27 protein-coding genes and 1 pseudogene are annotated in these 25,552 nt (G+C 70.2%); 14 read left to right on the top strand and 14 right to left on the bottom strand.

Annotated elements, in window-relative coordinates; translation table 11 throughout:
• The first annotated feature begins 177 nt into the window (after window positions 1-177).
• Entirely contained in the window at window positions 178-3,063 is a 2,886-nt protein-coding gene (gene gcvP / locus ACFV8T_RS39100; RefSeq protein ID WP_385336894.1) for an aminomethyl-transferring glycine dehydrogenase, read from the top strand.
• Window positions 3,064-3,150: 87 nt separating this feature from the next.
• Here gcvP and ACFV8T_RS39095 read toward each other — a convergent pair whose 3' ends face one another.
• The gene (locus ACFV8T_RS39095) at window positions 3,151-3,357 is read right to left on the bottom strand and encodes a DUF5999 family protein (protein ID WP_385336891.1); all 207 of its coding nucleotides are present in this window, start codon (window positions 3,355-3,357) and stop codon (window positions 3,151-3,153) included.
• A 318-nt stretch (window positions 3,358-3,675) separates the two neighbouring features.
• Window positions 3,676-4,269, bottom strand: coding sequence for a hypothetical protein (locus ACFV8T_RS39090; RefSeq protein WP_385336888.1), 594 nt, complete (start codon window positions 4,267-4,269; stop codon window positions 3,676-3,678).
• 481 nt (window positions 4,270-4,750) lie between these two features.
• Between ACFV8T_RS39090 and ACFV8T_RS39085 the strand changes: the two genes are divergently transcribed.
• Complete coding sequence (locus ACFV8T_RS39085) at window positions 4,751-6,256, top strand: glutamate-cysteine ligase family protein (RefSeq protein ID WP_385336885.1); 1,506 nt, start codon at window positions 4,751-4,753, stop codon at window positions 6,254-6,256.
• 143 nt (window positions 6,257-6,399) lie between these two features.
• On the opposite strand, the gene ACFV8T_RS39080 is transcribed toward ACFV8T_RS39085, so the two are convergent.
• The gene (locus tag ACFV8T_RS39080; protein WP_385336882.1) at window positions 6,400-8,190 is read right to left on the bottom strand and encodes a substrate-binding and VWA domain-containing protein; all 1,791 of its coding nucleotides are present in this window, start codon (window positions 8,188-8,190) and stop codon (window positions 6,400-6,402) included.
• A 184-nt stretch (window positions 8,191-8,374) separates the two neighbouring features.
• On the opposite strand from ACFV8T_RS39080, the gene ACFV8T_RS39075 reads away from it, so the two are divergent.
• Window positions 8,375-9,154 carry a CPBP family intramembrane glutamic endopeptidase gene (locus ACFV8T_RS39075; protein WP_385336925.1) on the top strand — a complete coding sequence of 260 codons (780 nt, stop codon included), beginning with the start codon at window positions 8,375-8,377 and terminating at the stop codon, window positions 9,152-9,154.
• A 59-nt stretch (window positions 9,155-9,213) separates the two neighbouring features.
• Here ACFV8T_RS39075 and ACFV8T_RS39070 read toward each other — a convergent pair whose 3' ends face one another.
• Window positions 9,214-10,035: a PhzF family phenazine biosynthesis protein gene (locus ACFV8T_RS39070; protein ID WP_385336880.1), complete on the bottom strand. Its 822-nt coding sequence runs from the start codon at window positions 10,033-10,035 to the stop codon at window positions 9,214-9,216.
• 143 nt (window positions 10,036-10,178) lie between these two features.
• Here ACFV8T_RS39070 and ACFV8T_RS39065 point away from each other — a divergent pair, with 143 nt between their 5' ends.
• Window positions 10,179-10,616: a VOC family protein gene (locus tag ACFV8T_RS39065; protein WP_385336877.1), complete on the top strand. Its 438-nt coding sequence runs from the start codon at window positions 10,179-10,181 to the stop codon at window positions 10,614-10,616.
• A 58-nt stretch (window positions 10,617-10,674) separates the two neighbouring features.
• Here ACFV8T_RS39065 and ACFV8T_RS39060 read toward each other — a convergent pair.
• Both ACFV8T_RS39060 and ACFV8T_RS39055 read right to left on the bottom strand, forming a co-directional pair.
• Window positions 10,675-11,058 (bottom strand): annotated as a pseudogene (locus ACFV8T_RS39060) (DUF664 domain-containing protein); the annotation flags it as partial.
• A gap of 288 nt (window positions 11,059-11,346) precedes the next feature.
• Window positions 11,347-11,862: a GNAT family N-acetyltransferase gene (locus ACFV8T_RS39055; protein WP_385336922.1), complete on the bottom strand. Its 516-nt coding sequence runs from the start codon at window positions 11,860-11,862 to the stop codon at window positions 11,347-11,349.
• A gap of 407 nt (window positions 11,863-12,269) precedes the next feature.
• On the opposite strand from ACFV8T_RS39055, the gene ACFV8T_RS39050 reads away from it, so the two are divergent.
• Window positions 12,270-12,896 carry a PadR family transcriptional regulator gene (locus tag ACFV8T_RS39050; protein WP_266422427.1) on the top strand — a complete coding sequence of 209 codons (627 nt, stop codon included), beginning with the start codon at window positions 12,270-12,272 and terminating at the stop codon, window positions 12,894-12,896.
• Window positions 12,897-12,978: 82 nt separating this feature from the next.
• On the opposite strand, the gene ACFV8T_RS39045 is transcribed toward ACFV8T_RS39050, so the two are convergent.
• Together ACFV8T_RS39045 and ACFV8T_RS39040 are read right to left on the bottom strand one after the other, a co-directional pair.
• Window positions 12,979-13,410: an SRPBCC family protein gene (locus tag ACFV8T_RS39045; protein WP_385336874.1), complete on the bottom strand. Its 432-nt coding sequence runs from the start codon at window positions 13,408-13,410 to the stop codon at window positions 12,979-12,981.
• Window positions 13,411-13,510: 100 nt separating this feature from the next.
• Window positions 13,511-13,693 carry a hypothetical protein gene (locus tag ACFV8T_RS39040; RefSeq protein WP_385336871.1) on the bottom strand — a complete coding sequence of 61 codons (183 nt, stop codon included), beginning with the start codon at window positions 13,691-13,693 and terminating at the stop codon, window positions 13,511-13,513.
• Window positions 13,694-13,938: 245 nt separating this feature from the next.
• On the opposite strand from ACFV8T_RS39040, the gene ACFV8T_RS39035 reads away from it, so the two are divergent.
• Both ACFV8T_RS39035 and ACFV8T_RS39030 read left to right on the top strand, forming a co-directional pair.
• Window positions 13,939-14,508 (top strand): Clp protease N-terminal domain-containing protein, encoded by a 570-nt coding sequence (locus ACFV8T_RS39035; RefSeq protein WP_385336868.1) that lies wholly within the window; start codon window positions 13,939-13,941, stop codon window positions 14,506-14,508.
• Between the two features lie 125 nt (window positions 14,509-14,633).
• Window positions 14,634-15,662 (top strand): DMT family transporter, encoded by a 1,029-nt coding sequence (locus ACFV8T_RS39030; protein WP_385336866.1) that lies wholly within the window; start codon window positions 14,634-14,636, stop codon window positions 15,660-15,662.
• 127 nt (window positions 15,663-15,789) lie between these two features.
• On the opposite strand, the gene ACFV8T_RS39025 is transcribed toward ACFV8T_RS39030, so the two are convergent.
• On the bottom strand, window positions 15,790-16,485 hold the full coding sequence (locus ACFV8T_RS39025; RefSeq protein WP_385336863.1) for a pyridoxamine 5'-phosphate oxidase family protein: 696 nt from the start codon (window positions 16,483-16,485) through the stop codon (window positions 15,790-15,792).
• A gap of 35 nt (window positions 16,486-16,520) precedes the next feature.
• On the opposite strand from ACFV8T_RS39025, the gene ACFV8T_RS39020 reads away from it, so the two are divergent.
• On the top strand, window positions 16,521-17,852 hold the full coding sequence (locus ACFV8T_RS39020; RefSeq protein ID WP_385336860.1) for an aminotransferase class I/II-fold pyridoxal phosphate-dependent enzyme: 1,332 nt from the start codon (window positions 16,521-16,523) through the stop codon (window positions 17,850-17,852).
• Here the strand turns inward: ACFV8T_RS39020 and ACFV8T_RS39015 are convergent.
• Entirely contained in the window at window positions 17,843-18,850 is a 1,008-nt protein-coding gene (locus ACFV8T_RS39015; RefSeq protein ID WP_385336857.1) for a DMT family transporter, read from the bottom strand. The genes ACFV8T_RS39020 and ACFV8T_RS39015 overlap by 10 nt on opposite strands.
• A gap of 74 nt (window positions 18,851-18,924) precedes the next feature.
• Between ACFV8T_RS39015 and ACFV8T_RS39010 the strand changes: the two genes are divergently transcribed.
• Complete coding sequence (locus ACFV8T_RS39010; protein ID WP_385336854.1) at window positions 18,925-19,833, top strand: LysR family transcriptional regulator; 909 nt, start codon at window positions 18,925-18,927, stop codon at window positions 19,831-19,833.
• A gap of 22 nt (window positions 19,834-19,855) precedes the next feature.
• Here the strand turns inward: ACFV8T_RS39010 and ACFV8T_RS39005 are convergent, their stop codons facing one another.
• Window positions 19,856-20,332, bottom strand: coding sequence for a pyridoxamine 5'-phosphate oxidase family protein (locus ACFV8T_RS39005; RefSeq protein ID WP_385336851.1), 477 nt, complete (start codon window positions 20,330-20,332; stop codon window positions 19,856-19,858).
• A 113-nt stretch (window positions 20,333-20,445) separates the two neighbouring features.
• Here ACFV8T_RS39005 and ACFV8T_RS39000 point away from each other — a divergent pair, with 113 nt between their 5' ends.
• On the top strand, window positions 20,446-21,099 hold the full coding sequence (locus ACFV8T_RS39000; protein ID WP_385336848.1) for a cysteine hydrolase: 654 nt from the start codon (window positions 20,446-20,448) through the stop codon (window positions 21,097-21,099).
• A gap of 329 nt (window positions 21,100-21,428) precedes the next feature.
• Here the strand turns inward: ACFV8T_RS39000 and ACFV8T_RS38995 are convergent, their stop codons facing one another.
• Entirely contained in the window at window positions 21,429-21,881 is a 453-nt protein-coding gene (locus tag ACFV8T_RS38995; protein WP_385336846.1) for a Rieske (2Fe-2S) protein, read from the bottom strand.
• A 225-nt stretch (window positions 21,882-22,106) separates the two neighbouring features.
• On the opposite strand from ACFV8T_RS38995, the gene ACFV8T_RS38990 reads away from it, so the two are divergent.
• A complete protein-coding gene (locus ACFV8T_RS38990; protein ID WP_385336843.1) occupies window positions 22,107-22,487 on the top strand; it encodes a hypothetical protein in 381 nt (126 codons plus the stop codon).
• Between the two features lie 3 nt (window positions 22,488-22,490).
• Here the strand turns inward: ACFV8T_RS38990 and ACFV8T_RS38985 are convergent, their stop codons facing one another.
• Window positions 22,491-22,940 carry a hypothetical protein gene (locus tag ACFV8T_RS38985; protein ID WP_385336840.1) on the bottom strand — a complete coding sequence of 150 codons (450 nt, stop codon included), beginning with the start codon at window positions 22,938-22,940 and terminating at the stop codon, window positions 22,491-22,493.
• Between the two features lie 88 nt (window positions 22,941-23,028).
• A complete protein-coding gene (locus ACFV8T_RS38980; RefSeq protein WP_385336837.1) occupies window positions 23,029-23,736 on the bottom strand; it encodes a TetR/AcrR family transcriptional regulator in 708 nt (235 codons plus the stop codon).
• Between the two features lie 167 nt (window positions 23,737-23,903).
• On the opposite strand from ACFV8T_RS38980, the gene ACFV8T_RS38975 reads away from it, so the two are divergent.
• The 3 genes from ACFV8T_RS38975 to ACFV8T_RS38965 are packed head-to-tail and all read left to right on the top strand — an operon-like array spanning window position 23,904 to window position 25,458.
• Window positions 23,904-24,137, top strand: coding sequence for a hypothetical protein (locus tag ACFV8T_RS38975; protein ID WP_266422449.1), 234 nt, complete (start codon window positions 23,904-23,906; stop codon window positions 24,135-24,137).
• 19 nt (window positions 24,138-24,156) lie between these two features.
• Window positions 24,157-24,645: a hypothetical protein gene (locus tag ACFV8T_RS38970; RefSeq protein ID WP_385336833.1), complete on the top strand. Its 489-nt coding sequence runs from the start codon at window positions 24,157-24,159 to the stop codon at window positions 24,643-24,645.
• 60 nt (window positions 24,646-24,705) lie between these two features.
• Complete coding sequence (locus ACFV8T_RS38965; RefSeq protein WP_385336831.1) at window positions 24,706-25,458, top strand: thioesterase II family protein; 753 nt, start codon at window positions 24,706-24,708, stop codon at window positions 25,456-25,458.
• The last annotated feature ends 94 nt before the right edge of the window (window positions 25,459-25,552 follow it).

Genomic DNA, 25,552 nt, shown 5'->3' with positions numbered 1-25,552 from the left:
GGCGGGATTCGTGCGGCCGAATGCCGGTGCGATTCCTTTCCTCACCGACGGTGAAAACCGGTATGCCGCAAGGCGTGCCGGTGAAGCTCTCAGGTTGAGATGACAGAGGGGGAGGCCGTTCGGGCACCCGCGCCGTGGTGCCCCTCGCAGGTCGTGACAGACCAGGAGGCCTCCACCATGACCCCCCGTCGCACTCCGCTCTCCCAGCTGGAGCAGGGCATTCCGTTCGAGCAGCGCCACATCGGACCCGATGCCGAGGCGCAGTCGAAGATGCTCGCCCAGGTCGGTTACGGCTCGCTGGACGAGCTCACCGCGGCCGCCGTGCCCGACGTCATCAGGAGCACGGAGGCACTCGGGCTGCCGACCGCGCGTACCGAGGCCGAGGTCCTCGCCGAGCTGCGCGCCCTCGCGGACCGCAATCAGGTGCTGGCCCCGATGATCGGACTCGGCTACTACGGCACCTTCACCCCGCCGGTGATCCTGCGCAACGTCATGGAGAACCCCGCCTGGTACACGGCCTACACGCCGTACCAGCCGGAGATCTCGCAGGGCCGCCTGGAGGCACTCCTCAACTTCCAGACGATGGTCGCCGAGCTGACCGGGCTGCCCACCTCCGGCGCCTCCTTGCTCGACGAGGGCACCGCGGCCGCCGAGGCCATGGCCCTCTCCCGGCGCGTCGGCAAGGTCAAGGACGGCGTCTTCCTCGTCGACACCGACACCCTGCCGCAGACGATCGCGGTCATCGAGACCCGCGCCGAGCCGACCGGTGTCGAGGTCGTCGTCGCCGACCTGTCCGACGGCATCCCGGCGGAGATCGCCGAGCGCGGAGTCTTCGGTGTCCTGGTGCAGTACCCGGGCGCGTCCGGGGCGGTGCGGAACATCGAACCCGTCATCGAGCAGGCCCACGAGCTGGGTGCGATCGTCACGGTCGCCGCCGATCTGCTGGCCCTGACCCTGCTCACCTCGCCCGGTGACCTGGGCGCGGACATCGCGGTCGGTACCACGCAGCGCTTCGGTGTGCCGATGGGCTTCGGCGGACCGCACGCCGGCTTCATGGCCGTACGCGAGAAGTTCGCCCGCAGCCTTCCCGGCCGTCTCGTCGGAGTCTCCGTCGACGCGGACGGCAACAAGGCCTACCGGCTGGCCCTGCAGACCCGCGAGCAGCACATCCGCCGCGAGAAGGCCACCAGCAACATCTGTACCGCCCAGGTGCTGCTCGCCGTCATGGCCGGAATGTACGCCGTCTACCACGGCCCGGACGGGCTGCGGACGATCGCCCTGCGCACCCACCGCTACGCGACGATCCTGGCCGAGGGCCTGCGCGCCTCCGGTATCGATGTCGTGACCGGCGCCCACTTCGACACCCTCACCGTGCGCGTCCCGGGGAAGGCCGCCGACATCGTCGCGGATGCCCGCGAGCGCGGGGTCAACCTGCGGCTCGTCGACGCCGACCTGGTCTCCCTCGCCTGCGACGAGACCACCACGCGTACGCAGATCGCCGCCGTCTGGGCCGCCTTCGGTGCCGACGGGGACATCGAGGAGCTGGACGCCGGCGCCGCCGACGCGCTGCCCGGGGGTCTGCTGCGCACCGACGAGATCCTCACGCACCCGGTCTTCCACCAGTACCGTTCCGAGACCGCGATGCTGCGCTACCTGCGCAAGCTCGCCGACCGCGACTACGCGCTGGACCGCGGCATGATCCCGCTCGGCTCCTGCACCATGAAGCTGAACGCGACCACCGAGATGGAGTCGATCACCTGGCCCGAGTTCGGAGCGCTGCACCCCTTCGCCCCGGCCGAGCAGGCGCAGGGTTTCCTCACCCTCATCCGTGAGCTGGAGGAGCGCCTCGCCGAGGTCACCGGGTACGACGCGGTCTCCATCCAGCCGAACGCGGGCTCGCAGGGCGAGTTCGCGGGCCTGCTGGCCGTACGGGCGTACCACCGGGCCAACGGTGACGAGCAGCGCACCGTCTGCCTCATCCCGTCCTCCGCGCACGGCACCAACGCGGCCAGCGCCGTGATGGCCGGCATGAAGGTCGTCGTGGTCAAGACCGCCGACGACGGCGAGGTCGACATGGAGGACCTCCGCGCCAAGATCGAGAAGCACCGCGACGAGCTCGCCGTGCTCATGATCACGTACCCGTCGACGCACGGCGTGTTCGAGGAGCACGTCGCCGACATCTGCGCCGAGGTGCACGACGCCGGCGGCCAGGTGTACGTCGACGGCGCCAACCTCAACGCGCTGGTGGGCCTCGCCCGGCCGGGCCGGTTCGGTGGCGACGTCTCGCACCTGAACCTGCACAAGACCTTCTGCATCCCGCACGGCGGCGGCGGCCCCGGCGTCGGCCCGGTCGGGGTGCGGGCCCACCTCGCGCCGTACCTGCCGAACCACCCGCTGCAGCCCTCGGCGGGCCCCGAGACCGGCGTCGGGCCGATCTCGGCCGCTCCGTGGGGCTCGGCCGGCATTCTCCCCATCTCCTGGGCGTACGTTCGCCTGATGGGCGGGGAGGGCCTGAAGCGTGCGACGCAGGTCGCCGTGCTCGCGGCCAACTACATCGCCAAGCGTCTGGAACCGCACTACCCGATCCTGTACAACGGCCCGGCCGGTCTGGTCGCGCACGAGTGCATCGTGGACCTGCGGCCGATCTCCAAGGCCACCGGCGTCAGCGTCGACGACATCGCCAAGCGGCTGATCGACTACGGTTTCCACTCGCCGACCATGTCGTTCCCGGTCGCCGGAACGCTGATGATCGAGCCGACCGAGAGCGAGAACCTCGCGGAGCTCGACCGGTTCTGCGACACGATGATCGCCATTCGCGACGAGGTGGAGAAGGTGGCCTCCGGCGAGTGGAGCGCGGACGACAACCCGCTGCACAACGCCCCGCACACCGCGGCGATGCTGGGCGGGGAGTGGAAGCACGGATACAGCCGTGAGGTGGCGGTCTTCCCGGCCGGAGTCTCGGCCGCCGACAAGTACTGGCCGCCGGTGCGCCGGATCGACGGCGCCTTCGGCGACCGCAACCTCGTCTGCTCCTGCCCGCCGCTGGACGAGTACGACAACTGAGTCATGAGCGGCACCGTGTGACGCGGACATGCGTCGGGGCCGGTTCGGAGAAGTCTCCGGGCCGGCCCCAGCTCTTACCGGCCGCGGTCAGGCGGCCTTCATCACCCGAGCGGTCCCCAGGGGTCGGTGCGGGGCGATGATCTGACCGTCCGGGAGCAGCTCACCGGTGTCCTCGAAGAGCAGGACTCCGTTGCACAGCAGGCTCCAGCCCTGTTCCGGGTGGTGCGCCGTCAGGCGGGCGGCTTCCCGGTCGGCTGAGTCGGCGGTCGGGCATGGTGGCTGGTGCTGGCACATGGCTGGGTTCTTTCGCTGCGTTGTAGTGAATGTCCTGCGGCTGGATGAGGTGTTCATGGCCGCCCCCCGTATCGATCGGTCCGGTCCCAGTGTTGCCCCACAGGCGTCAATCCGCAGGGATTTCGCAGCAGCACTTCTCCTTACCCGGAGGACGCATCACCCACGCGGACGGTTCACCGCAACTGCACTGTCCCTTCGGATGGTTCGGGGTGGTCGTTCCGGGCTAGTCCAGAAGGGCGCGAAGTGCGCCCCTCCAGCACTGTGCCCCGCGACCGGGGACGGTGGCGGGGCACAGTGTGCTGATGCGGGGTCCGGTTCTCAGGCCGGGGATCCGAGCAGGGGGCCGGGGCCGGGGGTGATGCGCAGCGTCATCACGCGGAGCAGATCGGCGACCCGGTGCGGGCGATGTGCCGCGATGCCCGGTGGGGCGGGAGCCAGCGGAACCAGCAGATCGGCGGGGGCGAGCGCCCCGCCGGAGGCGTCGGCCTCGACGTCACCGTGCAGCCACAGCGCCAGCATGTAGAGCTCCGGGATGGACAGCAGCCGCGGCTGGTAGTGCGGTGTCACCGTCTCGGCCTGGCGCAGGGCGAGCTCTGTCGAGGCGATGTAGGGGCCCTCGAAGAAATGCGAGAAGGCCCAGCCGTCCGGGGTGAGCATGGTGTCCGCCGCGGCGACTGCCTGCTCCGAGCTGCGGATCAGGAATCGCCACCCGGCCAGCCGGGTGGCGGGAGCGAGCCCGTTCGGACCGATCCGCTCCAGTACGTGGACGGGGAGCGGGAGTTCGGGGCTCAGTGGCCCCTGGGCGGATCGAAGGGCGGGTGTGCGGGCTTCGCGGACCGCGGTGGGTGAACCGAGTGCCGCGAGAACGCTGCGCAGAGCGGGCGCGGGAGCCGGGGGAACATGCAGCGGCATAGTGGGTCGCCTCTCACTTCGGAGACACGGTGGTGCGTGGGCGGGTGCAGACGGCGCTGTCGGCATGCGGGGCCAGAGGAGGCCGGTGACTGGGCCGGTGCGTCAACTCTCTGCCTCGTCCGCGGAGTTTATACGACACGTGTTCACGCGGTGATTCCACTAGCCGTTGCAGGCATTGCCGACAAGGCGGTATCAAGACTTTATTATGCGGAGAATCTACTGATTCTGTGTCAACGGCGCAGCCGCCGCCTGGGATTTTTCCCCCAGCGCGGACGGCTGAAACGCGTCGGCGTTTTCACTCACGCCGGACGGGGAAACGTGTGCTGCACCATGCCCATGGAATGTGCCTCCGGCGGGCGCCCTCAGATTACTGGGTCCGCGGCGTTCTCGTGGGCGTTATGGATCACGCGGCCTGGGCATTATCGATCGTGACGCGAGCGGCCTGGGCCGCGGGCCGCCCACTTGAGGGAGGGACGCTCCGATGGGGGAGAAGGTCGTGGCGGGCGCCTTTGACCTGTCCGATCGGCAGGGGTACCGGAAGAAGCTTCACCAGTGCCTGGAGGGACTGGAGAGACTTCTTGCGGAGCGGAGGTTCGACCGGCCGCGCAACCTCATGGGCGTGGAGATCGAGCTGAATCTCGCGGGCGCCGACGGCATGCCGAAGATGATGAATGGGGAGGTCCTCCCGCGCATCGCGAGCCGTGATTTCCAGACCGAACTCGGGATGTTCAATTTGGAAGTGAACATAGTCCCGCACCGTCTGGACGGGCGCGTTTTCGATCAGTTGGCCGAAGAGCTCAGGACCGGGCTCGGATATGCCCACCGGAAGGCGGGAGAGGTCGATGCCGGGATCATGATGATCGGTATTCTGCCCACCCTGCGTCATGAGGACCTCGTTCTGGCGAACCTCTCGGACGCGGACCGCTACACACTGCTGAACGATCAAATGGTGGCCGCGCGCGGCGAGGATTTCTCCCTCGATATCCAGGGCGTGGAGCGATGGGTCTCCACCTCCGCCTCGATCACACCCGAGGCCGCCTGCACCTCGGTCCAGTTCCATCTGCAGGTGACACCGGCGCGGTTCGCGGCCGTGTGGAACGCGGCCCAGGCCGTCGCCGGTGTCCAGATCGCACTCGGTGCCAACTCGCCCTTCCTGTTCGGCAGGGAGCTCTGGCGGGAATCGCGGCCGCCGCTCTTCCAGCAGGCCACCGACACCCGGCCACCCGAACTCCAGAACCAGGGGGTGCGGCCCAGGACCTGGTTCGGTGAGCGGTGGATCGGCTCGGCGTACGAGCTCTTCGAGGAGAACCTGCGCTATTTCCCGCCGCTGCTCCCGATCTGCGACGAGGAGGAGCCGTTGCGGGTCCTCGACGAGGGCGGGGTGCCGCAGTTGCAGGAACTGGTGCTCCACAACGGAACGGTCTACCGCTGGAACCGGCCCGTGTACGGGCTGGCCGACGGCGTACCCCATCTGCGCGTGGAGAACCGGGTCCTGCCCGCCGGACCCACCGTCACCGATCTGATCGCCAACGCGGCGCTCTACTACGGGCTCGTGCGGTCGCTCGCCGACGAGTCCCGTCCGGTGTGGACCAGGCTGCCGTTCGCCGCGGCGGCGGAGAACTTCGACACCGCCTGCCGGCTCGGCATCGACGCGGAGCTGATCTGGCCACGTCCCGGCCGTGCGGGCGGGCTGACCCGGGTGCCGGCCGTCAAGCTCGTACGGGACGAACTGCTGCCGCTGGCCGCCGCAGGGCTCGATGCCTGGAACATCGAGCCCGTGGACCGCGACCGCTATCTCGGGGTCATAGAGGAGCGCTGCAAGCGACGGGTGAACGGGGCGTCCTGGCAGGCGGACACCTACCACCGGGCACGGGAGGCCGGGCTCGACAGGCACGCGGCGCTGGTCGCGACCACCCGGCGGTATGCCGAACTGATGCACAGCGGGGAGCCCGTGCACGCCTGGCCGACCGGTGCTCCCAAGCCGTGAGACCGGCACGGCGGGCGCCGTTGCGCCCGGCGTTCGATCCGGCTCCGGCTCCGGCCTCAGTCCCGGCTCCCGTTGCGGTTCTCGTTCCCGCCGCGGTGCGGCGTTGCTGCTTGCGGACGGTGCCGGTCCGGCCGCGTCCGGGGCTACTCCTGGGTGGTGTGGCTGCTCTGACCGGCTGTCATGATGGCCTGCAGGATCACCGTCTGGATCTCGGCCGGGTCGATGACCTGGTAGCCACCGCCGCCGGTCACCTTCGCTATCTCGTTCACCTCCTCGCGGTCGGCCTCGGGACCGACCGCGATGGCGAGCAGCGGCACCGGGCGCTCCGGATCGGCGATCCGCTTCAGTTCCGCGATCAGTGCACTGCGGGAGATGGAGAGGTTGTCCTGGTTCGATCCGTCGGTGAGGATCACGACCGCGTTGAACTTGCCCTTCACATAGGTCGCCTGGGCGTCCTTGTAGGCGGCCAGCATGGTGTCGTACAGACCGGTCGCGCCGCCCGGCACGGGCTTCAGCGCCGCGAAGGCCGCGGCGAGCTTCTCGCGGTGGGTGCCGCCGCCCTTCGCCGGATCGCCCAGTCGGGCGGTCGGCATGAGTCTGCGGTAGTCCTTGCTGCCGTCGAGCGTGGTGGCGAACTCCCAGAGTCCGATCTCGTCGTTCGGGGTGAACTGGCCGAGGGCCTGGATCAGGGACGCCTTGGTGACATCCATCCGGGACTGGTTGCGCCCCGGGACGATCGTGGCCATGGAACCCGACGCGTCCACGACCGTGGTCAGCCGAGCGCTCTGCACCGTGATCGTCCACATGCCGAGCGTCTGCTGGAGCGCCTCGGCGGTCGGTGCGGCGGCGGCCGCTGTGGCGTACGGCTGGGGCTTCTTGCCGCCCGCCGGTGCGACCACCGACTCCCCGGCCGTGCCGTCGACGTCCCTGAACCCGTGCTTCTCCAGGGTGGCCTGGGCACCGGGTTCGTTCAGCAGCGTCATGAACCGCAGCGCTGCCCGGCCCTCGGACGTACTCATCTTGGCCTCGTCGACCAGCGTGTACGGATAGTTGAGGAGCGGGGTGCCGTCCTCGGGGTAGAAGAGGTCGAGTTTTCCGCCGCCGGTCGACTCCGCGTTGTGGGCGAACGCGGCCTGCTCGGAGAGGAGCACCGCCTGGTTGCGCTCCGGATTGCCCTGCTCGGCGCCCGAATCGCTCTGCGCCAGTGTCTCCAGCACCTGGGTGTCACCGTCCGACATGCGCTGCGCGAGCAGCTTGGCGGTCGCCGCGACCCTGGTGTCGCTGTCTCCGCCCTGCTTCTCGGAGGACGCGCCGATGCTGGCGAGTGCCAGCAGGCCGGTGGCGCTGCGCGCCGGGTCCGCCGAGCCGAGCCGCACCTGGTCCGACTTCATGGCCGCGCCCGTCAACTCCGCCCAGGAGTACTTCTTCTTCGGCCAGCCGAGGCTCTTGGCCGCGGACGGCACCATGGCCAGGGTCACGGGGGAGGAGGCGATGGAGTCGCCCGGTGTGATCGGGACGCCGTCGCCGGAGCCCTTGGCCCGGTCGAGCCAGAGGTCCGAGTCGGGCAACCAGGCCTGGAAGTCCGGGGTACGGGCGTCGCTGGAGAGGGAGTCGGCGACCTTGTAGGAGTCGCGGGCGACCACCGTCACGTACAGACAGCGACCGTCGGATCGCACCTCGTCCTTGCGCGCCTTGTCGGCGACGGCGCGAACGGCGGGGGCGATGTCCGGTGAGGCCATCATGGACAGACGGATGGCCGAGTCCTCGCAGCTCTTCGAGAACGACAACAGGCCGCCCTGCGCCGCGACGGCCGTCCCCGCAGCGACCGCGAGTACGAGCATGGTCGCGATCACGACGGTGCGCCGTCGGCGAGGCGTTGATCCGTCCCCGCTTCTGTCGTCGGCGTAGTCGTCGGGCAAGCTGTGACGTCCCATGTCGGTGGTGCCCCTCCTTGAGGATGAACAAGGAAAAGGGGGACCACACCATCGGCAATGGTGGTTGTCCCCCGGCCTGTCGCGCATGATCTTCGTACCTGCATTCGAGACCCTAGCCGGACGGGGAGCAGGATGGGGTGTGAATGCACAACTCAAGGCAGGTGTACAGGTGGAGGCGGGGCTTGTGGCTGATTCTTTCTCCCAGGAGGCTGTGCCGCGACGGATTCTGCGGTCCGAAACGGTCCTCGTGCTGGCTCTCTCGTTGGGGGCCAGCGGGGTATCTGCCCTGATCAGTTTTGTCGGATCGCTGACGAAACCAGGGGGTTTGAAGGATCAGGCCGCGACGCTCAACAGTTCGTACGCGCCGGGGCGTCCATGGCTGGATCTCGCCTGGCAACTCTTCGGAATCGCAACGGCTCTGGTGCCCGTCGCCCTGGTCGCGCATCTGCTGATCAGGGAAGGCGCCGGCCTGCGGGTCATCGGTTTCGACCGCACCAGACCATGGCCGGACCTGGGGCGCGGCACGATGGTCGCGGCGGGCATCGGAAGTGCCGGCCTCGCCTTCTATCTGGTGGCCCGCGCCGCCGGATTCAATCTGACCGTGGTACCGGAATCACTGCCCGATGTGTGGTGGAAATTCCCGGTCCTGATCCTGTCCGCGATCCAGAACTCCGTCGTGGAGGAAGTGATCGTCGTCGGGTATCTGCTGCGCAGACTGGGACAGTTGGGGTGGACGCCGACGGCCGCCCTGGTCGCCAGTTCGGTGCTGCGCGGCTCGTACCACCTGTATCAGGGGATCGGCGGCTTCATCGGCAACATGGTGATGGGCGTCGTCTTCGCGCTGCTGTACCGGCGTTGGGGGCGGGTCGGGCCGCTGGTCGCGGCACACGCGCTGCTGGACATCGGGGCGTTCGTCGGATACGCCTTGCTGGCGGGGCAGGTGGGCTGGCTGCCCACGCCATGAGGAACGGGTCGGGGGCGCAGGGGCATGGCCTCGTACGCCCCCTGCGCAGCCTGCTGGGGTCAGAGCGCCGTGAGCAGTTCGCCGTCGATGACCGTCACGGCGTCACCCGTCAGCAGGGTGCGATTGCCGCGCAGCGAGGTCCGGACCAGGCCGGAACGGGCGGAGGCCTGAAGTCCGGTCAGTTCGTCACGACCGAACCGGGCCGACCAGAAGGGCGCCAGCGCGGTGTGGGCACTGCCGGTCACGGGGTCCTCGTCGATCCCGACACGCGGGAAGAAGCCGCGGGAGACGAAGTCGTAACCGCGGGAGGGATCCTCCGCGGCGGCCGTGGCGACGACACCCCGCCGGGAGACATCGGCCAGCGTGGCGAGATCGGGGGTCAGCCCCCGTACGGTCGCCTCGTCGGACAGTTCGACGAGCAGATCGCCGATGTGCGGGCCGGTGTCGTGGACGGAGAGGGGATCCGCGCCCAGGGCCGCGGCCAGCCCGGCCGGGGCGGCCTCCGGTGTCAACGAGGCTGTCGGGAAGTCGAGAGTGATGGCACCGTCCGGGTGGGCGGTCGCGGTGAGGATCCCGCACCGCGCCGCGAAGCGCACCGTGCCGCTCGCCGTCCCGGTGGTGTGCAGGATGTGCGCGGTGGCGAGGGTGGCATGCCCGCACATGTCGACCTCCGTGGTCGGGGTGAACCAGCGCAGCGCCCAGTCGGCCTCGCCGCCCGGGGACAGCGGGTGGGCGAAGGCGGTCTCGGAGAGGTTCAGTTCCATGGCGATCCGCTGGAGCCGATCGTCGTCGGGAAAGGTCTCGGAATCCAGGAGCAGGACCCCCGCCGGGTTGCCGGTGAAGGGGCGGTCGGTGAACGTGTCGACGATGCGAATCCTCATGCCGCGACCCTACGTACGGTGCGAAGCCGGGTGCCAAGGCCAATCCGGTGTCACTGGACCCGGAATGCCGACGGGCGAACGGTGTCGGTGGCACCCGGTACGGTCCGTGTATCGGATCGAGTCGGACCGGGGAGGCCCTGCCCATGGGGACCAGGTGGAGTTTGACGATCGACTGCGCGCGTCCGGCGAGGCTGGCCGCGTTCTGGGCGCTGGCCCTGGGCTATACGGAGAAGCCCGCGCCTGCCGGGTTCGGGAGCTGGGAGGAGTGGTTCGCGCACCATGAGGTCCCGGAGGACGAGTGGGACCAGGGCGCGTACCTGTGCGATCCGGCGGGGGTGGGTCCAGGTCTGACCTTCATGCAGGTGCCGGAGTCGAAGGTCGTGAAGAACCGCCTGCACCTCGACGTGCAGGCAGGTGGCGGTCGTGAGACTCCCTGGGAGGAGCGTTGGCCGCGTGTGGTCGAGGCGGTGGAGCGTTTGACGGCCGCCGGCGCGACCGTGGTGCGTGAGGACGAATTGCAGGGCAGGCCGGACCATGTGGTGATGGCCGACCCGGAAGGGAACGAGTTCTGCCTGCTCTGACGGTGGTTCCCGCCGGTCCGCGGACGCCAGGCGGCCCAAGGCTGGGGCGGGTCCGTGGTCACGCGCCCCGGTCGGCTTCCTGAGCGGCGTGCTCCAGCTTGCTGCGATGGTTCTCCCACCAGGCCGAGTCGCCCGGCGCCATGTTTTCGCTGCCCTTGCTCATTCCGAGGGCGCCGTCGACGAGTTCCCGGACGATATCGGCGTGCCCGGCATGCCGGTGCGTATCGGCGATCACACGTACCACGGCGTGATGCAGCGTCACCTCGCACCGGTCGTCCGGCCACCACGGTGCCCTGCCTGTCGTGTCCAGCGCCAGCGCGTCGATCGTGGCGTCCGCATGCGCCCACGCCCGGCGGTAGAGCGCCACGATGTGCTCGCGCGACTCGTCGGCGGTGACCCACAGGTCCGCGTTGGGCTCGGCGCCGTCCTCGCCCCAGGGCAAGCGAGGCCAGCTGATGATCGCTGCCACCGCAGGCCCGGTGGAGCCACAACAGCCCAGCACGCCGACTTGCCGCGGCTGTCACCAGAGCCACCACCCGCTCAGGCGAAACCCGTGGTGCTCGGAGCAATGCCTGGACCAGGAGATCATCCGCCGAGCTCACGCGCAGGAATGCGCGGCCTGCGGCGCCTCCATGGCCCATCGAAAGCCAAGCCCCAACCGCAAATGGTGCTCGGGCGCCCGCCAGTAAAGAGGATTCCGCTGGCGAGCGGAACTCCGCGACCGCGCCGCTCAGACTTTGCGGGACAGGCCCTGACTTGGGTCGAACGAGATCCAGACGTCGGGCGGCAGGTCTGGCCGATGGCTCACTGGCCTGCGCTCCTCAGTCCATGCGTCACCAGCGATCTCCCTGGCGACGCGTCGCCAGAAGTGGACTGCTCCCACGTTGGCGTCTTGAAAGGCGATCTCCCAGGGGCCCTGGTGCCTGGCTATCACCTGCTGAACAGCGTTCAGGCCGATCCCCGCTCTGCGGGCTCCACGAACGACGAAGAAGCTGTTCAGCACGCGCTTCGGACCGGTCAGACCCCGAACGAAGGCAAGACCAGCTGGGCGTGCGTCAATCGTCATGAGGTAGGCCGCCCAGTCGGTGTCAGTGAGAACGACGTCGGGCCGATCGGCATAGAAGGTCCCGTCAGCGTCGGGAAGGACTTCATCGAATTCCGACAAGTCGTGGCGGAACATCAGCCATAGCCGCTTCACCACGGGACGGTCGGCGGCATCTGCCAAGCGCACGGACACCTCTGGCATGGGACTCCATTCAATGAGAAACCCGGACAGTCCGGATCTGAAAAACACAAAAGAGCCTTTCCGGTGGAGGTTTATCCGGCCGGAAAGGCTCAACTGATGACGTGGAGCATAGCAGGCGCGATCGTCTGTGACGTCGGCGGCGATGCAAGGGGAGGGGGCGACGCTGTCGCCGGGCACGCGTTCATCGACCGCCGCCTATATCTGCCCGTGGAAGTGGACCGCCGACCGGGAGTGGTGCCGCGAGGCGGCCATCCCCACGAGGCCGGCATCGGTCCAACTTTGGTGGCAAGTCGGTCCGTCTTCACTGTCGCAGGTCAAACGGGCAGTCGAGCAAGGGATTGCCAGGCGATCGGTTCCGATATATCGTTGACGCATCGCGACAGATCAACGATGGAAGGAGCGTAGCGATGCGTTCACATGGACACGAGCACGAGTTCGGACCTGGGCGTGGGCACTGCGGGCCCGGTCATCAGGGGCGTGGTGACTTCGAGGGGCGACGGGCGGCCTTCGGGCAGTTCGGGCCGCCGTTCGGGGGCGGGCCCTTCGGAGGCGGCCCCTTCGGTGGCGGGCGCGGCCGGGGTGGCGGCAGGGGAAGGGCGCGGCGTGGTGACGTACGTGCATCGATCCTGGCGCTGCTGAAGGACCGGCCGATGCACGGCTACGAGATGATCCAGGAGATCGGCGAGCGCAGTGGCGGGGCCTGGCGTCCCAGCCCCGGCTCGGTCTACCCGACCCTTCAGCTGCTGGAGGACGAGGGGCTGATCGTCAGTGCGAGCGAGGGTGGCAAGAAGCTGTTCACGCTCACCGACACCGGCCGCACCGAGGCGGAGTCGGGGCCCGAGGCGCCCTGGGAGGAAGCCGGGCGTGGTGTCGACTGGGAGAGCGTCAACGAGATCCGGCAGGCCGGCTTCGGTCTGATGGAGGCGTTCGGTCAGGTCTGGAAGACCGGCTCGGCCGATCAGCGCCAGAAGGCTCTCACGGTCATCAACGACGCCCGCAAGAAGCTGTACCTGATCCTTGCCGACGAGCACTGAGCCCGTGGGTGTGGTGCCCGCGGATGTGGTGACAAGGGCCTCGCGGCCGAGCCGCGAGGCCCTTCCCGTCGGCGGGGTGGAGTCAGGCGGCGATGAGTCCGCCCAGTTTGCGCAGTGATTCGACGAGCGCGGCCGTCGCCGAGTCCTTGAGCTTTCCCGCCATGAGGGACACCGCGGCGCCGGTGAACTCTCCGTCGATGCGGACCGTGGTGGCGTCCCCGTCGGGGGTCAGTGAGTAGCGCATGGACAGGTTGACGCCCATCGGGCCCTTGCCCTTGGTGGCCAGCAGGCGTGCGGTCTCCAGTTCCGCCACCGTCCAGGTCACCTCGGCCGGGAAGCCCATGAGCTTCATGTTCTCCTCGTAGGTGGCCGCGAGTTCGAGTGTCGTCGGACCGCCCTTGGGGAAGCTGGTGTGAGTGGCGTTCCACTGGCCGTACGCGGTGAAGTCCGTCAGCTGGGCCCACACCTTCTCGGCCGGTGCTTCGATGCGCGCCTCTGCACTGACTTCGGCCATGCGACCACCCCTTCTCGGCGGGTTACGGTGTCGCGGAACGTAGCCGCAGTGACCGGAACATTCAATACTGATGAACCGTCAGATCCGTATGGCCGGTTCCTCATGCTCCTGCGCGCCAGATCAGGGCGTCGTCGAATCGGTCGAAGGCGCGCGGGTGCGGACCGTCGTCGTGGCAGTGGAACGCGGCCCAGAAGAGGTCGGCGTGCAGTGCGTCGGCCGGTGCGTGGACCCGGTACACGTACTCCCGCCCGTCGAGTGCCGGCAGGGCGACCAACCAGGACACGTCCGCGGTCTCCCTTCCGGCTGTCGCATGGGGGTATTGCCTGTGGGACGTACGGGGGCGGCGTCCGGTTGCTCAGGGAGCGCGTGGCAAGGCGGCGCGCGCCCTTTTCACCGATCGGATCCGGAAATGGCGAGATCTCATCCGCAAGGAGGAGAAACCGTTCGGGTGTGCCCAACTTGCGTGGGATGCCTAGATGAGTCCCTCCGGGGATGTGTCGGCGCTGCGGGTCTGATGGGGTAAGAGGTGTGCAAAACCGGACGCCGCGGATTCCTCAGCAGCCCGTACCGAACCGCGCCGAGCTCGACGCCAGACTCACGGTGGAGCTGGCCGCGGTGGTGACGGGCGCCCGCAGGCGTGCACTGCGCGACGGGGACCGGCAGATCGACACGGCGCATCTGCTGCACTCCCTCATCGAATCGGACCCCGCGGTGCGGGCGGCCTTCGAGGGCGGCCCTCAACTGGCCAGGGTGCTCGGCTATCTCGTCCAGCGCAGCATCGGATACGGGCTCCGCTGGCAGGGCTCGGTGGAGGACTCCGGCGCCGTACCGGTCGTTCCGGACCTGGACTCCGCCGTGCGGGACTCAGGGGTGGAGGGCTGGTCGCCCTCGGCCGCTTCGGCAATGGCCGGAGCGCTTGAGCGGGCGGAGAAGCGCGGCGACGCGCGGACCGGAGGGCTCGATCTGCTCGCGGCACTGGCCATGGATCACGAGTGCCGGGCCGTCGAGGTGTTGGTGCGGGGCGGGATCGACGCGGATCGGCTCGCCGCCCGGATCGCGGATGCTTCCGATCAGGGCGTGTGGGAGGCCGGAGGCTGATCCTCCGGTGTGCGCCCGCCCCCCGGAGCTGACGGGGAAGGCCGCGGCGGAGCCACGTGCCCGGCGGCGAGCGTGTCAGGGGTCACCGGGATGACGCTACTGACCGCAGCTGTCATGATGGGCCGATGCACGCGTCTCAGGGGAGAAGCGCCAGCCTGGGACTAGCCCTGGCCTCGGCGTTCGCATTCGGCGGTTCAGGGGTGGCGGCCAAGCCGCTGATCGAGGCGGGGCTCGATCCGCTCCATGTGGTGTGGCTGCGGGTGGCGGGCGCGGCCCTGGTCATGCTGCCGGTGGCCTGGCGTCACCGCGGCCTGGTGCGCAGTCGGCCGGTTCTGCTGCTCGGCTTCGGGCTGCTCGCCGTCGCGGGTGTACAGGCCTGCTACTTCGCCGCGATCTCCCGGATTCCCGTCGGTGTCGCGCTGCTCGTCGAATACCTGGCGCCCGCGCTCGTTCTCGGCTGGGTCCGGTTCGTCCAGCGCAGGCCGGTGACCCGGCGGGCCGCGGTCGGCGTGGTGCTCGCCGTCGGAGGGCTGGCCTGCGTGGTCGAGGTCTGGTCGGGGCTGAGCTTCGACGCGGTCGGACTGCTGCTCGCGCTCGGAGCCGCCGGTTGCCAGGTCGGCTACTTCGTCCTGTCGGACCAGGGGAGTGCGGACGGGGCGGACGGTGTCGAACCGCCGCATCCGGTCGGTGTCATCGCCTACGGGCTGCTGATCGGTGCGGTCGTCCTCACGGTGGTCGCGCGGCCCTGGGGCATGGACTGGTCGGTCCTGGGCGGCAGCGCCGGCATGGACGGCACGGATGTTCCGGCCTGGCTGCTGCTCGTCTGGATCGTGCTGCTGGCGACCGTGATCGCCTACGTCACCGGGGTGATCTCGGTGCGGCTGCTCTCTCCCGCGGTGGCGGGAGTCGTCGCCTGTCTCGAGGCGGTCATCGCCACCGTGCTCGCCTGGGTGATGCTCGGCGAGCACCTGTCGGCTCCCCAGCTCATCGGCGGGGCCATGGTGCTGTTCGGTGCCTTCATCGCCCAGTCGTCGACACCGCGCACGCCCTCGGGTCCCGTCGCGTCGGGGCTCGCCGCGGGGGCTGCCGAAGGGCCGGACACCGGCCGCGCGGCCACCGAGGGGGAGCTGTCCGCCGGGCGTGCCGCGATGTGACGGTGATGGACGGCCGGGCAGGCGTCGAGTGGCTCGTCGCGATCCTGGGCGAGCAGGCGGCCGTGCCGGCCCGACCGCCGGGACGGCGGACCCGTTGCCCGGCTGTGGGCCCGCCCCTCGGTGTGTGTCAGAGTGCGGTGATGTAGTCCGGCACCCCGATCGTGGGGTCGAGGTCGTCCGAAGCGAGCGGCGTCCCGTATCCGCGGGCGAGCGGGACGACGCCCGCCCAGTGGGGAAGCACGAGGTCGCGGGGGTCGTCGTTGGGGCCGCCCGTGCGGATCTTGGCGGACACCTCCCGCAGGTCCAGCCGGATCACCGCGGTCGCGGCCAGCTCCTTCTCGTCGGCGGGCCGCGAGTCGGCGGACCGGCCCGGCACCACGTGGTCGACGATGGCGTCGAGGGCGGTCCGCCGCTCCTGCGGGTCGGTGACCGTGTGCGCGACGCCGTGGACCACCACGGAGCGGTAGTTGATCGAGTGGTGGAAGGCGGAGCGGGCCAGCACCAGCCCGTCGACATGCGTCACCGTCAGGCACACGGGCAGTCCGGGGTCGGTGCGGCCCGCCTCGCGCAGGGGGCGGGAGCCCGTCGAGCCGTGCACGTAGAGCCGGTCGCCGATCCGGCCGAAGAGCGTCGGCAGGACGACGGGCGCGCCGTCACGGACGAAGCCGAGATGGCAGACGTACGCCTCGTCGAGTATCGAGTGGACCACCTCCCGGTCGTATGCCGCCCGTTCGCGGGAACGGGTCGGGACGGTGCGCTCGGTCGGCTCGTATCCGGCTGGGGTGTCCGGGCCCGTGGTCTGCGGCGATGCGGTGTCCGACATTGCGTACTCCATTGCACTAGTGCATAATCTGGTTTGTGCTAGGAGAGTATCGGATTGTTGGGCGGCGCGCATCGGAAATTGCCGCCAGTGTGGAGAGCGGGGTCGGTTCCGGTGGGCTCGAACCCGGCCAGGTGCTGCCTCCCATGCGGGAGTTGGCCGATCGGCTGGGGGTGAATCCGAACACGGTGGCGGCCGCCTACCGCACGCTCCGCGAGCGCGGAGTGATCGAGACGGCCGGGCGCCGGGGCAGCAGGGTGCGGCCGCGTCCCGCGAGTACGGCGCGCGGATCGCTCGGGGTCGAGGCGCCGGCGGGCGTGCGGGACCTGGGGGCGGGCAACCCCGACCCGGGCCTGCTGCCCGCGCTGGACGAAGCCTTCGCGGCGGTCGCGGGGGAGTACGCGCGGCAGCCCGGCATGTACGGACAGGCGCCGGTGGACCCGGAGTTCGCAGCGCTCGCCCGCGCCGCACTGGACGCCGACGGAGTGCCGGCCGGCCCCGTGGTCGCGGCCTCCGGCTCGCTGGACGCGATCGAGCGCGTGCTGGTCGCGCACCTCAGGCCCGGTGACGCGGTGGCGGTCGAGGACCCGGGCTGGGGCAGCCTGCTGGATCTCGTACCGGCGCTGGGGCTGCGCCCCGTGCCCGTCGCGGTCGACGACGAGGGGCCATTGCCCGACGCTGTCGAGCACGCGCTGAACGCCGGCGCCCGCGCGCTCGTGGTCACGGACCGCGCGCAGAATCCGACCGGCGCGGCGATCGGTGCCGGGCGCGCCTTCGAGCTGCGAGGCGTCCTCGCCGGACACCGTGATGTCCTGCTGATCGAGGACGACCACGGGCACGGCATCGTCGATCTGCCGCTGCACCCGTTGGCGGGTGCCACCGACCGTTGGACTTTCGTACGGTCCGTCGCCAAGGCGTACGGGCCGGACCTGCGGGTCGCCGTGCTGACCGGCGACCCGGTCACGGTCGACCGGGTGGCGGGGCGGCAGCGGCTGGGCCCCGGCTGGGTCAGCAGACTGCTGCAACGGGCCGTGGTGCACCTGTGGAGCTCGGATGCCGTCGACCCGGTCGAGGTGGCGCGGGCGTACGCCGACCGGCGGGACGGCCTCGTGCGGGCGCTGGCGGAGCGGGGTGTGGCGGCCCACGGACGCAGCGGGATGAACGTGTGGGTGCCGGTCGGTGACGAGACCGGCGCCGTGGCCAGGCTGCTGCACTCCGGCTGGGCCGTCGCGCCCGGAGCGCGGTTCCGGATGACCGCGCCCCAGGGGATCCGGCTCACCGTCTCGTCGCTCGCCGAGGCCGACATCGGGCCACTGGCGGATGCGGTGGCGGCAGCGACGGGACCGGTGAAGCCGCTGAACTACGGGTGATCCCCGGCCCCGGCCCGGCCGCTCCGGGCCCTGCTCCGGGTGAGAGCGGCGCCCGCCAGGACCACGAGGGCTCCCACCGGAGTGTTCCAGCTCAGCTGCTCGCCGAGCACGACCACTCCGGCGGCGGTGGCGATGACCGGGATGAAGTAGGTGACCATCTGCGCGGTCGTCGGTCCGACCTCCTCCACCAGGCCGTACTGCATCAGGACCGCGAGGCCGGTACCGAGTGCCCCGAGGGCCACCACGGCCAGGGTCGGAAGCAGCGGGAATCCATCGGGAGCCGAGGTGAACAGCGGGGTCACCAGGGCGATCTGCACCGTGCCGAGGAAGAGCTGGCTGCCGGTGAGTGACAGCGTCGAAGAGCTGCTGCCCGCCAGCGTTCTGCGGACGTAGATCCAGCCGACCGGGTAGCTGAGGGAGGCGAGCAGGGCCATGGCCGTGCCGCTGAAGTCCAGCCCGGAGAAACCCTGCCAGGCGCCGAGCACGGTCAGTACGCCGAGAAAGCCGAGCCCGAGTCCGGCGACCCGGCGACGGGTCGGCCGGTCCTCGGAGAGCGCGACGAGCGACAGCGCCATGCCCCACAGGGGCGAGGTCGCGTTGCAGATGCCGGCCAGCGTCGAGGGAATGGTCAGCTCGGAATAGGCGAAGAGCGAGAACGGGAGCGCGTTCAGGAAGAACGCGGCGACGGCCAGGTGCCCCCATGTGCGGGCACCGCGGGGCAGTCGCTCACGCCGGACCGCCATCGCGACGGCCAGCACCGCAGTGCCGGACAGCAGACGGCCGAGGGTGACCTGGAAGGGGGCGTACCCCTCGGTGCCGACCTTGATCAGGAGAAAGCTGAAGCCCCAGATGAGCGAGAGCACCCCGAACCGGATCCGCCAGTCCAGCGCCGGGCGAGCGGCGGTTGCCGGAGCCGGGGCGGACACCGGGACAGCCGTCGGGGCAGGGGCGGACGGCTCGGCGGGAGATGTGGTCTTCGGTGTGGCGGCGGCGCTCATGGGCCCAACGATGACGAAGCGGACCACGTAGAACAAGCGAGATTCTGTCCGAGGGTCTGCGTAGCATTGCTTACATGTTGAATCTGGAGCGCCTGCGCACCCTGGACGCACTGGCCCGGCACGGTTCCGTGAGCGGCGCCGCCGAGGGGCTGCATGTGACCACATCGGCGGTCTCCCAGCAGATGGCGAAGCTGGAGCGCGAGGTGGGGCAACGCCTCCTGGCCAAGAACGGGCGCGGGGTCCGGCTCACCGACGCCGGCCGGCTGCTCGCCGACCACGCGGCCCGGATCCTGTCCCAGGTCGAGCTGGCCCAGTCCGACATCGAGGCGCAGCGCGGCGAGGTGGTGGGCGAGATCCGGCTCTCCGCCTTTCCGACCGCGGCACGCGGACTCTTTCCCGCGGTGCTCCACGCGCTGCGCAGGGACCACCCCGAACTGCGCGTACGCACCCGGGAACTGGAGCCCGAGGACGGAATCCGTGCCGTGATCAGGGGCGACACCGACCTCGCGGTGGTGCTGGACTGGAGCAACAAGCGGCTGCCCGTGCCCGGTGGCCTGGCCAAGGCCGAACTCCTGGACGACGCACCGGACATCGCGATGCCGGTCGGCCACCGGCTCGCCGACCGGGCCGAGGCGGACCTGGAGGACTTCGCCGACGACGACTGGGTGTCCTGGCCCGAGGGCGAGTTCTGCTACGACTGGCTGATGTTCACCCTCCGCTCGAAGGGCATCGAACCGCGCATCGCGCACCTGGCGGGCGAGCACCACACCCAACTCGCCCTGATCGCCGCCGGGATGGGCGTCTGCGTGGCGCCGAGGCTCGGCCGAGGGCCGGTACCGGACGGGGTGCGGCTCGTGCCGGTACGGCAGAAGATGCGACGCCATGTCCACGCCGTGTGGCGTACCGATGCGGACCGGCGTCCGTCGATCAGGGCGGCGGTGACGGCCCTGCGCGCGGCCGGTCAGGAGCTGGACGCGCCGTAGGCGCAGGTGGGGGAGGGGGTTCTCAGGTGGGGGAAGGTCCCGCGAGCTTCCGGAAGTCCCAGGAGGTGATGGCCTGTGGCGTCAGCCGCAGCCAGGCGTGACGGCCGTCGTGCGGCATGGTGTCCATGCCGAAGTACTTCGCCGCGAACAGACGTTCCGGGACGTCGAGTTCGGGGCACGGCTCGCCGGTCCGGGGCGCCTCGCCGACCGGGACGGCCTCGCCGGAGAGCTCGATGCCGCGCAGATCCCCGTACTCCACCCCGTCGTCCACGACCACCGCGATCCTCGGGTCGTGGCGCAGCTGGGACCAGCGCAGGCTGCGCGTGATCGAGTACAGCCAGAGCGAGGTTCCGTCCCAGGTGAACCAGAGGGCGCCGATGTGCGGGCGGCCGTCCTCGGCCACGGTGGCCACCCGGCAGGTGCGCTGCCCGGTGAGATAGGTGTCGCGTTCGGCTTCCGTCATCATGATCCGACGGCCCCGTCGCTGAGTGGCGGTCATGGGGGCGCCTCCTCCCAATTGCTGACTATGTGTCAGAGATCATGCGGCCTCTTCCTTCATCAAGCAATGGCCGCTACCCTCGCGCGCCCGTTCCGCCGCAGAAAGGGCCAGCCGTGCCGTCGAAGAATCAGCTCGCCGAGCAGCTCGATCCGGCCACCACCGTGCTTCTGACGGTCGAATGCCAGCAGGGGGTCGTGGGCCCGGGGAGCGCACTGCCCGAACTGGCCGACGAAGCCCGGTCGTCCGGCGCCCTGCACCGGGTCGCCCGGCTGGTCGCCGCCGCCCACGAGGCCGGGGTCCAGGTGCTGCACGCGGTGGCCGAACGCCGCCCCGACGGACGCGGCGCCAACAGCAACGCCCGGCTCTTCCGGGCCGCCGGCCGATTGCCCGTGCAGCAGCACTCCGGCACCACCGCGGTACGGATCGCCGCGCCGATCGAAGTGGCCGCCGAGGACCTCGTCGTGCGCAGGCTGCACGGCCTCTCGCCCATCGCCGGCACCGATGTGGACGCGCTGCTGCGCAACCTCGGCTGCCGGACACTCGTCGTCACCGGGGTCTCGGCCAATGTCGCCATTCCCAACGCCGTCTTCGACGCCGTGAATCTCGGCTACACGGCCGTGGTGCCGTCCGATGCCATCGCGGGGGTGCCGGCCGACTACACGCCCGCGATGATCCGCAACACGCTCGCCCTCGTCGCCACCATCACGGACACGGACGACGTACTGGGCTGCTGGCTGAGCCGGACCTCCGGCAGGGGCTCTTCCTGAGGCCTGATCCGGAGGGCCCGCCCACCCCACGGCGTGCCGCCCGGACACCGACCCCCTGCCGGTGGAGGCGGGACGCACTGGAGGCCCCTTCCACCGGAGACGGCCAATCCGTCGCGGCGCGTCCGGCCGCGGCCGGGACCGCCTCGACGGCGGTGTCGTAGATCGTCTTCTGGCTCACGCGGGCCTCGTACTGTCCTTCGTCGCCTGCTGCCTGGTCCACCTCGGGCACCATCGGGCGAAGTCGTACACGGCACTGCTCCGGAACCCCGGCGGCAGCCTCGTCGCGGTCCCGGCCGCCGCCGCGTACTCCTCCCTCGGTTCCGGGGCGGTCAGGGCTCTAGTGTGATCGAGCCGCCCGTGACCGCGATCTTCCTGGCGGGCAGCGGCTTGGTGGCGGGTCCGTGCGCCACGGCGCCGGTCGAGGCGTCGAACTTGCTGCCGTGGCACGGGCAGTTGATGGTGCCGTTCGAGATGCTCGACACCGTGCACCCCTGGTGGGTGCACTTCGACGAGAACGCCTTGAACTTTCCGGCCTTCGGCTGCGTCACCACGACGTCCCGGTCGGCGAAGACCTTTCCGCCGCCCTCGGGGATGTCGGCCGTGCTCGCCAGCGGGGCGCCGCCGCCGTCCGTTCCGGTGCCGGCCGGTTCGACCGCATCCGAACCGCCCGAGCCTTTCTGGTTGCCGCAGGCGGTGAGTACGGCGGCCACCGAAGCGGCCCCGGCCGCGACGACAACGGCCCGGCGCCCGGGATGTCCCTCGTGGTTCCGCGATGTGCTCATACCGGCTTTCCCTTCCGCAGTGTTCAGGACTTCCGTCTCGCCCAGGGGTACGCGCGGTGGGACCCCCGTGTTCAACGCCCGGGGACTCCTCCGGGAAGTCCCGCGGCCGGCGACGCGGCGGCCGACCGTGGCAGGTGGACGACGACCACACGGTCATCGGCAGATCCGCGCACCGGCTTGAGGGGGTCGAGCGGATTGTCAGAGGCGTCTGCGAGGCTGAGCGGTATGAAACCGAGGAACTTCGACGACATCGAGCAGGCCATTCGAAGCGGTTGGGGCGCGGACACCACGACGCCGGCTCACCGTCCGAACTGGACCTCGGACAATCCGGCGCGCGACCAGTGCGGCGTCACCGCCCTGGTGGTGCATGACCTTCTGGGCGGTGATCTGATCCGTGGCGAGGTCCATGTCAACGGCGAGCGAGTGGATTACCACTGGTGGAACCGGCTGGGTATGGGGGTCGAGGTCGATCTCACCCGCGAGCAGTTCGGCCCGGAAGAGATCGTCGTCGGCGGGGATGTGATCGAACGGCCCGCGGAGATCGTGCGACTCCGTGAGGAGTACGAGCTTCTCCGCGGCAGAGTCGTGGCGGCGCTGTGTTCGTAGGCGTTACCTCTCCGCGGTGCCCCGTGCAGTGGTGACGAGGGGCCGGGGAGTCGTCGCGTCGTTCGCGCGGAGGACCGGTAGACCCTCACGCAAGCGGTCGAAGAGGAGCGTCCGGTCCAGTTGCTCCTCGTTTTCGTCCTCCTCGTTGCCGAACACCTCGCCCACCAGCAGTCCGCGCAGCCGCTCCCGCACTCCGTCGCCGTAGCCCTGCTGGTAGTCGTCCAGGATCGGGACAGCCCTTGGGCGACGAATTCCTGGTAGCTGCCGAACTCCGGCCGCACGAGCTCGGTCAGCCAGCCGCTTCCGTGCGGAATCCCGGCGGCCCGGCAGGCTTCGGACACGGTGACCCGCTTCGCCCCGGCGGGCGGCCGCCATGTCGATGGGCAACGGCCCGTCGGCCACCTGGTGGGATCCGGCACGGGCCGACGCGTCGCTGTTCACCGAATCGCTCATGGGCGGGATTCTATGAACGACCACAGACAATCCGTTCCATGGACGAGGACCTGGCCGGGGCCGGTCGCCCGGGGTGCGGACCGAGGGCTCAGGCCCCGGAACCGGCGGGGGAGCCGTCGGAGCCGGACGCCGCGCGTGCGTCGGTGCGACCGGCGTCGAGCGCGGCGCCGTGCCCGGTGAGCGTGCCGCTCGCCAGGCCGAGTTCGCGTTCGGCCGTGCTGACGGCCATACGCGTGACGGCCTCGGGACGGTCTCCGGTCTCGGTGTTGGCGTGTGCGCCGAGGCCGTCGATGACGACCAGGATCCGAATCACCGTCACATGCGGGTCGGCGGTGCGGAATTCGCCGCAGTCGACGCCGTCGCGGACGAGGGCCTCCAGACGGCCCCGCCACAGGGCTTCCTGATGGCCGACCCGGTCGCGCAGGACGGGGCGGTAGCGGCTGAGGTGCCGGGCGTTGATCCACAGCCGGCTGATGTCGTCGTACGCGGCGCCCGTCGTGAGGGCGAAGAAGCGGGCGAGGCGGTCCGTGGGTGTTCCCGCTGCCCGGTCCGTCGGCAGCAGGGCGTTCAGTTCGGCACCGGCCGCGGTGCCGAAGGCCTCGGCCACCAGGTCCTCGACCGCGGGGAAGTAGTGGCTGATGAGACCGGGGCGGACACCGAGCTGTTCGGCGACCCGGCGCAGGGTGATGCACTCCAGCCCCTCGGCCAGGGCGATGGCCGCCGCCGCGTCGACGATTTCCGCACGCCGGTCCGACGGGGACTTCCGGATCCGCTTCCGCTGCATGCTTGACGACATACCGGCGACATTATTGAGTGTTCGCCCCATCAGCAATCGGTGGGCCGAGCCTTCCGCGAAGCCCCCGAACCCGCCCCCGAAGCCGCCGCCGGAACTGCCGATCGCGCCGGGACCCGGACTCTAGCGTCGACTCCTGTAAGCAATGACCGACGCCATGGAGGACAGGGATGAACAACAGCATTCGTACGGCGGCCGCTGCCGCGGCTCTCGTTGCCGGTCTCGTCACGGTCGGCGGCACCACCAGCGCCGCTGCCGCCGAGCGCCCGGAGCGGATCACCACCCAGGAACAGCTCGCCAGGAGCATCGCGCAGGCGGTCGCCGCCGAGCAGCAGAAGGGTGCCGTCACCGATGGAGTCATCGGCGGCATGGTGGTCAACTCGACTGTCCCGCGTTCCTGCTGACGAATAGGAGGTGAGCACCGTGGACAACACTGCGGACCTGGCCCGGGACGGGCAGGAAAGCCCCCTCAGATGGTGTCCGAGCGGTGATGCGAGCCGCCCGGAGACCGTTGTCCTCGGCGTACGGTCCGGGGAGCACGATCAGGTTGTCTACCTGGCCGAACCCGTACCCGCCGCCGAAGTTCTCGGTAGCATTCCGGAGGGGATCGCCCCCAACCGGGTGCTCCGGTTCGCGTCGCACTGCGTATCGGACTGCGCGAACCGGGTCGGCGAGGCCTGCGGGCTGATCGAACGGATCACGACCGTACCGGCCGAGCCCGGACCGGTCGCCGTGCCACGGTGCCACCTCCGCCCGCACTGCAAGTGGTGGAACCAGGTCGGTGTCGAGGCCTGCCACCGCTGCCCCGCCCTGACGACACTGGAATCCCGCGACGACGAACTCGCTGTTCTCGTCGCGGACCCGGCGACCACCCGTGAACAGCTGGAAAGCTGGATCGCCGCCGAACAGTGAGCGGAGACCGTTCACGGATTCGGTCACGGACCGGACCGAGAACACGAGAGAAGGGATGTCGTGGACAACTGGATACGGTGCTTCCGCCCGGCCCCCGACGCCGGAGCGCAGTTGCTGTGCTTCCCGCACGCAGGTGGTTCGGCCAGTGGCTATCACTCGCTGACGACCGAGGTCGGGGGGAGGGCCGAAGCGCTGGTCGTGCAGTACCCCGGGCGGCACGACCGCATGGCCGAGCCGTTCGCCGAACGGCTCGGCGATGTCGTGGACGCGGTGCTCGCCTCACTCCCCGCGAGCGGTGGCCGGCCGCTGGTCCTGTTCGGCCACAGCATGGGCGCGCTCCTGGCGTTCGAGACCGCGCGGCGGCTCGCAGCCGAGGGGCGGGAGCCCGCGGCGCTGTTCGTCTCGGGCGCCGAGGGCCCGGCGCTGCCGCGGAACGAGCGGCTGCCCGACCCGCCCAGCGACGAGGACCTGATCGGGGAGCTGCGGCTGCTGTCCGGCACGGACGACGAGCTGCTGACCCATCCGGAGATCCTCCAGCTCGCGCTGCCACCGCTGCGCGCCGACTACGCCATGCTGTTCTCCCGCATCCATGTACCCGGGCCGCCGTTGCGCTGCCCGGTCGTCGCGCTGACCGGTGACAGCGACCCCCGGGTCTCCGTCGAGGGCGTACAGGCATGGGAGCAGGAGACCGAAGGTCCCTTCGAGCGGCATGTACTGTCCGGCGGCCACTTCTTCCTGGGCGACCACCTGACGTTCGTCGCGGATCTCATCGCCGCGCGCGTGCCCGGTCGATCGGCCCGTACGTTCGCCTGACACCACGCACCGCACAGGGCTTGGGGGGGGGGGACAGTTCGGGGTGGGGGGAGAAGACCGGGTGGGGGTTTTTCCTCCCCCTCCCCCCCACCCC

Source organism: Streptomyces sp. NPDC059832 (assembly GCF_042731715.1).
Lineage (GTDB): Bacteria > Actinomycetota > Actinomycetes > Streptomycetales > Streptomycetaceae > Streptomyces.
This window is presented reverse-complemented; position numbering and strand designations above follow the sequence as displayed.